The sequence below is a fragment of the Rubrivirga sp. genome (assembly GCF_049648075.1).
Classification (GTDB): domain Bacteria; phylum Bacteroidota; class Rhodothermia; order Rhodothermales; family Rubricoccaceae; genus Rubrivirga.
In genome coordinates, this window is sequence record NZ_JBARYR010000208.1 from 1 (window position 1) to 11,269 (window position 11,269).

13 protein-coding genes and 1 pseudogene are annotated in these 11,269 nt (G+C 67.1%); 11 read left to right on the forward strand and 3 right to left on the reverse strand.

Features of this window, described 5'->3' with window-relative positions; all coding sequences use genetic code 11:
• From WBA11_RS05950 to pfkA, 11 genes and pseudogenes are all read left to right on the forward strand, one after another.
• A partial coding sequence (locus WBA11_RS05950) for a DNA-directed RNA polymerase subunit alpha C-terminal domain-containing protein (protein WP_424519803.1) occupies window positions 1–159 on the forward strand: 159 nt, incomplete at its 5' end.
• A gap of 75 nt (window positions 160–234) precedes the next feature.
• Window positions 235–807: pseudogene (rplQ, locus tag WBA11_RS05955) on the forward strand (50S ribosomal protein L17); the annotation flags it as partial.
• Window positions 808–1,270: 463 nt separating this feature from the next.
• Window positions 1,271–3,553 (forward strand): RelA/SpoT family protein, encoded by a 2,283-nt coding sequence (locus WBA11_RS05960; RefSeq protein ID WP_424519792.1) that lies wholly within the window; start codon window positions 1,271–1,273, stop codon window positions 3,551–3,553.
• A 224-nt stretch (window positions 3,554–3,777) separates the two neighbouring features.
• On the forward strand, window positions 3,778–4,167 hold the full coding sequence (locus WBA11_RS05965; RefSeq protein WP_424519793.1) for an HU family DNA-binding protein: 390 nt from the start codon (window positions 3,778–3,780) through the stop codon (window positions 4,165–4,167).
• A 69-nt stretch (window positions 4,168–4,236) separates the two neighbouring features.
• Window positions 4,237–4,668 (forward strand): Holliday junction resolvase RuvX, encoded by a 432-nt coding sequence (gene ruvX / locus WBA11_RS05970; protein ID WP_424519794.1) that lies wholly within the window; start codon window positions 4,237–4,239, stop codon window positions 4,666–4,668.
• Window positions 4,669–4,747: 79 nt separating this feature from the next.
• Window positions 4,748–5,329: a peptide deformylase gene (gene def, locus WBA11_RS05975; protein ID WP_424519795.1), complete on the forward strand. Its 582-nt coding sequence runs from the start codon at window positions 4,748–4,750 to the stop codon at window positions 5,327–5,329.
• A gap of 51 nt (window positions 5,330–5,380) precedes the next feature.
• A complete protein-coding gene (locus WBA11_RS05980) occupies window positions 5,381–5,623 on the forward strand; it encodes a hypothetical protein (protein ID WP_424519796.1) in 243 nt (80 codons plus the stop codon).
• A gap of 51 nt (window positions 5,624–5,674) precedes the next feature.
• Window positions 5,675–6,493 carry a ZIP family metal transporter gene (locus WBA11_RS05985; RefSeq protein WP_424519797.1) on the forward strand — a complete coding sequence of 273 codons (819 nt, stop codon included), beginning with the start codon at window positions 5,675–5,677 and terminating at the stop codon, window positions 6,491–6,493.
• Between the two features lie 126 nt (window positions 6,494–6,619).
• Complete coding sequence (aat, locus tag WBA11_RS05990) at window positions 6,620–7,213, forward strand: leucyl/phenylalanyl-tRNA--protein transferase (RefSeq protein ID WP_424519798.1); 594 nt, start codon at window positions 6,620–6,622, stop codon at window positions 7,211–7,213.
• 45 nt (window positions 7,214–7,258) lie between these two features.
• Entirely contained in the window at window positions 7,259–8,212 is a 954-nt protein-coding gene (locus tag WBA11_RS05995; RefSeq protein WP_424519799.1) for an N-acetylmuramoyl-L-alanine amidase-like domain-containing protein, read from the forward strand.
• 207 nt (window positions 8,213–8,419) lie between these two features.
• Window positions 8,420–9,400 carry a 6-phosphofructokinase gene (gene pfkA / locus WBA11_RS06000; RefSeq protein WP_424519804.1) on the forward strand — a complete coding sequence of 327 codons (981 nt, stop codon included), beginning with the start codon at window positions 8,420–8,422 and terminating at the stop codon, window positions 9,398–9,400.
• A gap of 79 nt (window positions 9,401–9,479) precedes the next feature.
• On the opposite strand, the gene WBA11_RS06005 is transcribed toward pfkA, so the two are convergent.
• The 3 genes from WBA11_RS06005 to WBA11_RS06015 all read right to left on the reverse strand — a co-directional run.
• On the reverse strand, window positions 9,480–9,890 hold the full coding sequence (locus WBA11_RS06005; protein ID WP_424519800.1) for an ATP-binding protein: 411 nt from the start codon (window positions 9,888–9,890) through the stop codon (window positions 9,480–9,482).
• On the reverse strand, window positions 9,887–10,243 hold the full coding sequence (locus WBA11_RS06010) for an STAS domain-containing protein (RefSeq protein WP_424519801.1): 357 nt from the start codon (window positions 10,241–10,243) through the stop codon (window positions 9,887–9,889). The genes WBA11_RS06005 and WBA11_RS06010 overlap by 4 nt, the downstream gene beginning before the upstream one ends.
• On the reverse strand, window positions 10,240–11,269 hold a 1,030-nt coding region (locus WBA11_RS06015; protein ID WP_424519802.1), incomplete at its 5' end, for a PP2C family protein-serine/threonine phosphatase. The genes WBA11_RS06015 and WBA11_RS06010, both read right to left, overlap by 4 nt.

The following is an 11,269-nucleotide window of genomic DNA, read 5'->3' on the forward strand; positions in this document are numbered from 1 at the left end:
TCGATCAAGACGATCGGGGATTTGGTGCGCCGCGAGGAGAGCGAGATGCTCAAGTTCCGCAACTTCGGCCGCAAGTCGCTCTTGGAGCTCGTACAGGTCCTCGACGAGCGCGGTCTGCGCTTCGGGATGGACGTCGAGCGCTACGGGGAGATGGCCTAGAGTTTTGAGTTCGAGCTGCGGCCGCCCTCGAGGGCGGCCGGGCTCCAGACTCCGAGCTCAACACTCAATACAGTCATGAAACACGGAAAGAAGATCTTGAAGATCGGCCGGAACGCCTCCCACCGGAAGGCGACCCTCCAGTCGATGTCGGCCGCGCTCCTGGAGCACAAGCGGATCACGACCACGTTCGGCAAGGCCAAGGCGCTCCGCCGGTTCGTCGAGCCCGTCATCACGCACGCCAAGGACGACTCGACGCACAGCCGTCGGCAGGCCTTCCGCAAGCTGAACGACAAGGAGTCCGTCAAGCGGCTCTATGGCGAGATCGCGGAGGCTGTCGGGGACCGTCCCGGTGGCTACACGCGGATCGTGAAGCTCGGCCAGCGTGCCGGCGACGCGGCCGAGATGGCGATCGTCGAGTTGGTCGACTTCAACGACGTCAAGCCGGACGGCTCGACGAGCACGAAGCGCAAGACCCGTCGGTCGCGCTCGCGCAAGAAAGGCAACAACACGGCTCCGACCGTCTCGGCTGCAGCTGCAGACACGCCCCTCGAGGACGCTCCCGAGGAGACCGCCGTCTTGGAGGCCACGCCGGATGCCGTCCTCGAGGACGGACCCAACCCGCAGGCCGCGACGCCGGCTGACAGTGAGGGCTCCGACGCCACGACGCCGGACGGTCAGGGCGCTGTCGAGGTCCCGCCTCACGGCGACGATCATCCCGACGCATCGCAAGGTGCGGCAACCGAGACGGGAGAGCCCGGACCGGGCGCCGACGCGGAGAACCTGGGACGGAGCCACGACAACCGATAGGTCTGCGTAGCGATCCGCTAACACGGTCAATCGGCTCTGTAGACGTTGCGGGGTCCTGCCTTTGGGTAGGACCCCGCTTGCGTTCGTCCTCGATGCGGTGCGTCCTCGAGGACGACACATCCGCATCGGAGTCGGTGTGAACACCGCGCGAGGCTACTCTACATGGATTGCGATCTCGAGGTCGGTCGCACGACGCTCTACGCCTCGGCCCTCGAGGTCGGATGGTGATGAGGAGCTGACGGGCGGGACATACCTTGAGTCAGAACACCCGTAGCTCAGGCGTTGGTCTGGGGTGCCGACCTCGATGATCTCCGCCTCTGCCACTCTCAACCAACACCTCGACGACCTGGTCGTCGTGCCGGAGTACGAGCGGCGGCTCCGCGTCCTGTTGGAGCACTGCGAACGGAACCTGCCGTCGGTCGACGAGGCGCTGATCCGGCGCGCGTTCCGCGTCGCCTATTGGGCGCATCGCGACGACCGCCGGGCGTCCGGCGAGCTCTACATCTCGCACCCCCTCGAGGTCGCGCTCATCGCGGCCAAAGACATCCGCATGGACGACGTGACGGTCGCGGCGGCGTTGTTGCACGACACCGTCGAAGACACGGACTTGTCGCTTGATCTGCTGCGGAGCGAGTTTGGAGAGGAAGTAGCCCGGATCACCGATGGCGTGACCAAGATCGGAAGCGTGTTCGAGAGCCGGGCGCTCGGCCGCGCCGAGAACGTTCGCAAGCTGATGCTCTCGATGGCAAGCGATGTCCGGGTGATCCTGGTCAAGTTCGCCGACCGGTTGCACAACATGCGAACTCTCGGCGCCATGCCAGAGGGCAAGCAGCTCCGAATTGCGGCCGAGACGAAGGACTTGTTCGCTCCGCTCGCGCACCGGTTCGGGCTCCACGAGGTCAAAACCGAGCTCGAGGACCTGTCGCTCAAGTACCTCGAGCCCCAGGCGTTCCAAGAGATCGCGACGGGCCTCAACGCCAAACGGCGACAGCGCGAGCGCTACGTCGAGAAGTTTATCGGCCCCGTCCGCGCCGAACTCGAGGACGCCGGGTTCGCATTCGAGATCTACGGACGCCCGAAGAGCATCCACTCGATCTGGCAGAAGATGCGGCGCCAGGGCGTCGGCCTCGATGAGGTCTACGACCTGTTCGCGATCCGCGTCATCCTGGACAGTACCGGTAAGCAGGGACGCGAGGACTGCTGGCGCGCGTACTCGATGTTGACAGCGCTCTATCCGCCCGTCGATGGACGCTTCCGCGACTTCATCTCGAAGCCGAAGTCGAACGGCTACCAGAGCTTGCACACGACCGTGATGGGACCGGACGGGCGCGCGGTCGAGATCCAGATCCGGACGGCCGAAATGCACGCGATCGCGGAGCGCGGCGTCGCGGCGCACTGGATGTATAAGGAGGGTGGGGGAGATGGAGCGATGCCAGCGGGCGCGCGCGACTCGAGGCTGGACGAGACGTTTGCATGGGTCCGAGACCTGCTCGAGAACCCTCGGCCTGATGACGCCGGCGAGTTCGTCCGTGAGTTCCAACTCAACCTGTACGACGAGGAGATCTACGTCTTTACGCCTGGCGGCGACCTGGTCACGTTGCCGCGTGGCGCTACACCGGTCGACTTCGCCTTCCAGATCCACTCCGAAGTCGGGTTTCACTGCATCGGGGCCAAGGCGGATGGAAAGATGGTCCCGCTGTCGTACCGGTTGCAGTCCGGCGAGCAGGTCGAGATTCTGACCTCGAAGCGGCAGTCGCCGAACCCCGACTGGGCCGGCTTCGTGGTGACGCACAAGGCGCAGAGCCGCATCCGCCACTGGGTCAACGAGCGGCGCCGGAAGGCCGTTGCGCACGGACGAGAGCTGCTCGACAAGAAGCTGGCTCGGGCCAAGCTGGCGCCCGACGAGCAGGAGATCAACAAGACAGCCAGCAAGCTCCGGTTTCCGTCGGCGCAGCAGTTGTTCTTCGAGGTCGGCACCGGCCTGTTCGACCCTGCCGACTTTGTCGCGGCTCTGAAGAAGGGACTCCCGACAGAACCCGAGCCGGAGGTCCCAGCCAACGTGTCGCCTGCGCTCCTCGAGGTCGAGGAGGCCGCCCTCGAGTCTCGCGACCTGGCCCGTGAGCGGGCCGGCGGCCGGACGGCGCTCGTCATCGAGGGCGAGCACCACACCGACCTCGCCCTCGAGTACGCCGCCTGCTGTGGCCCCATCCCGGGCGACAACGTATTCGGGTTCCTATCGAGGACGGGCGTCGTCAAGATCCATCGGCGATCGTGCAAGAACGCGCCGCACTTGTTCGTCGACCATGCGGAGCGAGTCGTGCCCGTTGAATGGAGCCGTCAGAAGGACGTGCAGTTCTCGTCGACGCTACGGATCGTGGGTGAGGACCGGGTCGGGATCGTGAGTGATATGACGGCGGTCATCTCCAAGAGTTTGAAGACGAACATCCGCTCGCTGACCGTGACGAGTGAAGACGGAATGTTCGAGGGGACGATCGTTCTCTATGTCAGCGACGTGAAGCAGCTCCGTCGTATCATGAAACGGTTAGGTCGGTTGGACGGGATCTACGGCGTCTACCGAGACGACTGAGCCTGTGCACCGTTGAACCTATGTGTGCAAAGGCTGCGCACCGCTCGGAGCTCTCCCGGTCCGTGAAGGGGATGGGGTTTGCGGAGGTGGCCTGAGGGCTTATGTTTGTGCAACATCCGACGTCGGAGGGCCTTGCTCGTGCGGGGTCAGCCCGTCCTGACGCTCGGCCTGGCCCCCGGTGGCACCATATGTGCACGTGCCGGGCTCATCCCACCATACACCTGATGGACTCCCAGACCGACCGCGTTCCAACGCTCACCAAAAAAGACGTCGCCCGACGCGTCTCCGCAGAGATCGGAGAACCGCTCTACAAGTGCGAACCATGGGTCCAGGCGACCATCGAAGCACTCCGCGACTTGATGACATCGGCAGACCCCGAGGTCCGCATCGAGCTACGAGACTTTGGTGTCTTCGAAGTCAAGAAGACCAAGGCGAAACCGAAGGCTCGCAACCCCAAGACGAACGAGACGGTATTCATTCCGGCTCGCCGCAAGACTCACTTTAAGGCGGGCAAGCGGCTCCGTGAGGCGCTTCAGCAGCCGCTCGAAGAGCTCGGCTACGACATCCCCGAGGGCAGTGCGGATCACCCGTCGCAACGCTCACGCGCAGCGTAGCCGTCCTCGAGGGCGGCGCACGGCGGTCCATCCCGCTACGCGGTAGGACCGGTGCACTAGGTTGGCCCGATGGCTACGACGAGCTCACGCATCGCAGGTGTCGACTACGGCTCTCGCCGCGTCGGGATCGCGCTCGCGGACCCGCTCCGTCTGTTCGCGAGACCCGTCGGCACCTACGCGCCTGGCGACGCCCTCGAGGTTCTGGCCCGGATGGTGCGAGAGGAGGGGGTCTCGCTCGTCGTCGTTGGACTGCCGCTCCTCGAGGACGGAAGCGAGGGCGAGGCCGTCAAGCGAGTCCGGCCGTTCGTCGGCCGGCTCAAAAAGGCGGCGGGCGTCCAGGTCGTGTTCCAGGACGAACGGGACTCCTCAACACGCGCTATGGAAGACCTCGTCGAGGCCGGTGTTCCTCAGGGGCGTCGGCGCGAGAAGGGCACGCTCGATGCAGCGGCGGCCTGTGTGATCCTTCAGGACTGGCTGGACGAGCAAGGGGAAGTCGGGTGAAGAGGTGCGCGAGGCGCGTCCTCGAGGGCTCACGGCGCGATCCGACGCGTAGACTTGCCGAGCCTCAGACCTAGCGACCGTGATCCTGCCGATTTATGCCTTTGGGCAGCCTGTCCTGCGAGAGCCCGCCCTCGAGGTCGAGGGCGACAGCCCGGAGTTGCAGACGCTGATCGACGACATGATCGAGACGATGCACGAGGCGCATGGCGCCGGACTTGCCGCTCCCCAGATCGGAAAGAGCCTGCGGTTGTTCGTCGCCGACCTGACGTCGTACGCCGAGGACCTGGCCGACGAAGACGGCGTCGTGCCGGAGTATGCGACCAAGCCGCTGGTGTTTATCAACCCGGAGATCGTCCTCGATGAGGAGTCCCCGGAGGTCGACGTGGAGGAAGGGTGCTTGTCGATCCCGGAGCTGCGCGAGACCGTGTGGCGGCCCGACGCGCTGAAGGTCCGCTTCCTCGACCGCCACTTCCAGGCTCAGGAGATGGTGGCCGACGGGCCGCTGTCGCGCGTGATCCAGCACGAGGGCGACCACCTCGACGGTGTCCTCTATCTCGATCACCTGTCGCCGCTCCGCCGTCGCCTGCTGAAGCGCCGCCTCAACGCGATCGCTCGCGGCGACATCGAGGCCGACTATCCGCTCTCGTTCGTCCGCTCGTAAGGACCCCGCACCGGAGAGGGCCGTACACCCGCCCCATCTCTCTACGGACTCATGGCTGACCTCTCGACCAAGAAAGACCCCCTCCACTTGCGCGACGAGCGCCCCGACTACGTCGAGGACAAAGTGGGGCTCGGAAACCGGCCCGGCAGCGACGACGACCTTTCCGAGCAGCAGCCCCCAGGCGTGAACCGCGGCCCGCAGGACCCGGGCTCGCTCGGCGTCGAGAAGCCGACGGTGTCGCTCGACGAGGACGCGGTGCGCAAGGCGGAGTCGGAGGGCAAGGGCTACCAGTAGGCGTAAGCGTCGCCCTCGAGGGCGCGTCCGCGACATCCCAACCGCTACCACGTGTCTGCACCCGTCGCCGCGCTCCTGTCCGTCCTCGCGATCTCACTCGCGTCGCTGGCAGGAGCCCTGACGCTTTCTCTCGGACGCGCCCGGCTCGAGCGGATCATCTTCCTGCTGGTCTCTTTCGCGGTCGGCGCGATGATGGGTGGGGCGCTGCTGCATCTGATCCCCGAGAGCTACGAAGCGCTCGGCGGCGGACCCAAGACGGGGCTTTTGGTCTTGGCCGGCGTGCTGGCGTTTTTCGTCCTGGAGAAGTTTCTCCACTGGCGCCACCAGCACGGGGCACCGGAGGCGTTGGCCGGCGCGACAGGGCATTCGCACGGCCACGGCCACGGCCACGGCCTCGAGGCCGGCGCGGCACCGTTCGCGCTCGTCAACTTGGTTGGGACCATCGCCCACAACGTGATCGACGGGGCGATCGTGGCGGCGTCCTACATGGTGTCGATCCAGACGGGCATCGTGACGACGATCGCGGTGATGTTGCACGAGATCCCCCAAGAGATCGGCAACTTCGGCGTGTTGGTCTACGGCGGGTACTCGCCGCGCCGGGCGCTCTTCTACAACTTCGTCGCGGGGCTCGGTGGCCTCGCCGGCGCGGGACTCGTACTCGTTCTGGGCGCCGGCTTCGAGGGACTGGCCGACTACCTGCTACCGATCACGGCTGGTGCGTTCCTCTACATCGCGGGGAGCGACCTGATCCCGGAACTCAACCGGCGGCACAGCTACCCGGCCTCGAAGGCGGTGGGTCAGCTTCTGATGATGCTGCTCGGGATCGCGGTGATGGCGCTCCCGCTGTTGATTGGAGGGGCGGGACACTAAACAGGTCGCCCTCGAGGTCGACTTGTTCTTATGGTGACTCAGTCCATCCTCGAGGACGATGGGCAATGTCTTGTTAGCCGGTTCGGCCTCGAGGTCGCATCTTGCGGCCCCCCGTTTCTCTGAGTCGTGCTCACGGCGGACCTCCTGCTTACCGGATACCAGATCGGCATCTTCCCGATGGCCGACCTCGATGGGTCCATCGGGTGGTACGCGCCGGACCCGCGGGCTGTGCTGCCGCTCGACCAGTTCCACGTTCCGAAAACGCTGGCCAAGACGGTACGGCGGGGCGTCTTCGAGGTCGAGGTGAACCGGGACTTCGAGGGGACCGTCCGAGCCTGTGCGGCGCCGGCGCCCGGACGTGAGGTGACGTGGATCTCGGAAGACGTCGTGCACGCCTACTCCGAGCTCCACCGCATGGGCTTGGCACACTCCGTCGAGTGCTGGCGGGACGGCGATTTCGCGGGCGGTCTCTACGGCGTCGCCCTCGGTGGCGCGTTTTTCGGCGAGAGCATGGTCTCGCGTCAGCGGGACGCCTCGAAGGTGGCGCTCGTCGCCCTGGTCGAGCGCCTGAGAGCGGGCGGCTTCGCCATGCTCGACACGCAGATGACGACGCCGCACCTCGAGCGATTCGGCGTGACCGAAATCCCCCGGGCTGTATTCGAGCGCGACCTCGAGGCCGCGCTCCGCGTGCGAGGGGATTGGTGGGCGCTGGACCGGTAACACCTCGGCCGTTCGGGCGTTGACGTACGGATCCACGCCTCCGCCATGCTCCGCCTTCTTATCGCATCCAGCTTTCTCGCCCTCGGCGCCTCGTGCGGGGCGACCGATGCCGCCCTCGAGGCCGACGCGCCGACGACGCTCAACGAGGCCGAGGTGATGCCAGCCGCTCCGCCGGTCTCGAACGCGATGGCGAGCAACGCGTCGGCGGACACGTCGGAGGTCGATCCCGAGACGCTCGACACGTTCCGGTCCATCCTCGAGGACGCGAGCGCGCAGGACGTCGCGTCGAGGTCGTACGGTGAGATCGTCCAGTGGGTCGGCGAGCAGCTGATCGGGCGGCCCTACGTCGCCGGGATGCTGGACGCGCCGGCCGACGAAATGTTGGTCGTGGACCTGACCGGGTTCGACTGCGTGCTCTACGTCGAGAACGTGATCGCGATCGCGCGGATGATCGCGCTCGGCGAGACGAGCTACGACGCCTACGCCGACGGCATCCGCACGCTCCGCTACCGCGACGGCGACGTCGCGTACTGCTCGCGGCTCCACTACTTCACCGACTGGATCCTGGACAACGAGCGCCGCGGATCGGTGCAGAACGTGACGGCCTCGATCGGTGGCGAGGCCTTCGACAAGCAGATCACGTTCATGAGCGAGCACCGTAGCTCCTACCGCCAGCTCGAGGACGATTCGGCGTACCAGTGTGTCATCGACATGGAAGGTCAACTCGCTGGCGCCGAGCTGTTTTACATCCCGCAGGAGCGCATCGAGGGCGCTTACTCCATGCTCGAGCCCGGCGACGTGATCGCGACCGCGACGAGCATCGGCGGCCTGGACGTGACGCACACGGGCTTCGTCCACAAGGGCGAGACGCACACGGGCTTTATGCACGCGTCGCTCTCGTCGAACGCCGTCAAGATCTCGGACGACCTCGAGGACTACGTCCAGGGCATCCGCAGTCAGGTCGGCATCGTCGTCGCGCGCCCGATCGATCCGAGGTAGCATCGTCCTCGAGGGCGGCTTGTGCTCGAGAGTTGACGGGCTATCCAACCGGTTCGAGCGTCCGTCCTCGAGGGCGGTCCGACCCCAGCGGGGCGCTGTCGAAGGCGACCCCTTCTCTTCCGCGCCTCTTCTCGCATTTCCTCCGTCCTCGAGGGCGCCGTCGGCGCCGTGCGCCCGGTAGCTTCTCGGTTCACCCTCGAGATCGTCATGGACCTCCATCGCATCGGCGTGTTCACCTCTGGCGGCGACTCGCCGGGCATGAACGCCTGCATCCGGGCCTCCGCGCGACGCGCGCTCGCTGAAGGCCTCGAGGTCATCGGGATCAAGCGCGGCTACGCCGGCATGATCGAGGGCGACTTCGTGGAGATGGACCGGCAGTCCGTGTCCAACATCCTGCAACAGGGCGGGACCATCCTCAAGAGCGCCCGGAGCGAGGAGTTTCGCACGCCGGAGGGACGGGCCGAGGCCGCGAAGCAGCTCGCGCTCGCGGGCATCGACGCGCTCGTCGCCATCGGCGGGGACGGCACGTTGCAGGGCGCGACGCACCTGATGAACGAGCACGGCGTGGCCGTGGTCGGGTGCCCCGGGACCATCGACAACGACCTGTTCGGGACGGATGAGACGATCGGGTTCGACACCGCGCTCAACACGGCCTTGGAGTCGATCGACAAGATCCGCGACACGGCGGACGCGCACGACCGGCTGTTCCTGGTCGAGGTCATGGGCCGCGACACTGGGTTCATCGCCCTCGCGTGCGGGATCGGTGGTGGCGCCGAGCTGGTCCTGATCCCCGAGATGCTGACCGACATGGACGCGATCAAGGAGCGGATCCTGTCACTGATGGTGGCGCAAGCGCGCTCCTCGATCGTGGTCGTGGCCGAGGGCGACGAACTGGGCGGGGCGCAGCGGATCCGCCAGGCGTTGGCGCAAGACCGTGCGTTCGACCGGATCGACACGCGGGTCTCGGTCCTGGGCCACATCCAGCGCGGCGGGTCCCCGACGGCCCGTGACCGCGTGCTGGCCTCGAGGCTCGGCGCCGCGGCCGTCGAAGCGCTCGTCGAGGGCCACGCCGGCGTGATGGTGGGCGTCGTCAACAACGACCTCAAGCTGACGCCGATGCGCAACGTCTGGAGCCGCAAAAAGGACATCGACTACGACCTGCTCCAGCTCACCGCGCTCCTGAGCTGAGCCGTCCTCGAGGACGCGTCTTTCGGTGCTCTCGTCCTCGAGGGCGCACCTCAGAGTAAGCGGCTCGTCCTCGAGGACGTTACCCGCGCGCCGTGAGGCGAACTTCGTTGACGTTTCCGTCGCGCCGGTAGTCGACCTGGTCGACCAGGGTGCGGATCAGGTGGAGGCCGTACCCGTGCTCGGCCCGGCGCTCGAGGGCGACGCGCGTGGACTGCGTCTTCGCCGTGGTGGGATCGAACCGTGGCCCTCGATAGCGAACGGTGATCGTCAGCCGCCCACGGCTGAGCGTGCCCTGAATGACGACGCGTCGGCGGTCGTCCTCGATGCCGTGCTCGATGGCGTTCGCGACCGTCTCGTCGACGGCGAGTTGCAAGCGGTGCGCCGTTCGCTCGGCCAGCCCGGCACCCTCAGCCCAAACCGCCACGCGTTTCCGGACGCGGCCGAGTTCGGCCGTGTCGCTTCGGACGCGCAGGGTTCGGGCGTTGCTCACGGGGCCGGGTCGAACGCGGCGACGGCGTCGGCGACGGTGGGGTGCATGTCGAAGACGGTCGGGAATCCGAGCAGGTCGAAGACCTCGAAGACGCGCTCTGGGAGAGCCGCGATCTTGAGGTCGCCACCGCCGTCGCGGCTCGGCTCGACATAGGCCATGAACACGCCGAGCCCCGCCGAGGAGACGTAATCGAGGGCGGACCCGTCGGCGACGAGCCGGTGGTCTCCGTCCTCGAGGCAGGCCTGGAGGGCGGCCTCGAAGTCGGGCGCGGTGTGGGCGTCGAGTTCGCCGCGCAGCTCGAGGACGCGCGCGGAGCCTTGGCGCCGGTCGAAGGAAACAGAAAAGTGGCTCATGAGGAGAACGCGGGGCGCTCGGTGAGAGGGGGGCCTGCTGAGATGTCGGCGGGAGCGGGATCGGTGTCGCGGCCGGACCAGTGGAGCACGACGAAGGTGGTGTCGTCGTCGGGGTCGGCGCTGCCGGACCACGCGCGGTGCTCGGCGAGCAAGCGGTCTCGGACCTCGAGGGCGCCCGTGTGTGCCCACGTCTCGACGAACGCCGCCAGCCGCTCGTAGCCGTACTCCTCGCCCCCCGTGTCGCGGGCCTCGACGAGCCCGTCGGTGTACAGCAGGAGCGTGTCGCCGGGCGCCAGATTGATGGTCTGCTCGACCATCGTCTTACGGAAGATCGAGCCCCGACGGTCCAAGCCGATCGCGAGCCCGTCGCCGCGGAGCAACCACCGTCCCCCATCGGCGCGCTCGCGGTCTCGGACCAGGATCGCGGGCGTGTGGCCGGCCCGCGCGAGGGAGACCGTGCCGGCTTCGGCATCGAGGACGGCGTAGGCGGCGGAGACGAACACGCCTCGGCCGAGCGACGGGGAGAGCGCGTTGTTGGCGCCCTCCAAGAGTTGTCCAGGCGCGCGCGTCAGGCGGCTGCCGGCCTGGAAGACGCCTTTCAGCTCGGCCATGTAGAACGCGGCCCCGGCGCCCTTGCCCGAGACGTCCGCCACGATCACCCCTACACAGTGGTCGCCCAGCCGGACCGCGTCGTAGTAGTCGCCGCCGACTTCGCGAGCGGGCCGCTCCGCCGCCGCCATCTCCAACCCGTCGATCTCGGGGAGCGACTGGGGGAAGAGGCGCTGCTGGACCTCGCGCGCGAGGGATAGCTCGCGGGACAGGCGCTCGCGCTCTAGGGCGTCGGTGAACAGGTCGGCGTGCGAGAGCGAGAGCGCCGCCTGGCCGGCGAACGTCTCGAGGGCGGCCAGGTCGTCCGGCTCGAACGCCTCCGCGACCGACCGCGTGACGATCAGGACGCCGTTCGTGAACCGCTCGGCCTCGTCCCCGCCTAGCGGGAGCGCGACCAAGCTCGCGACGCCATCTCCC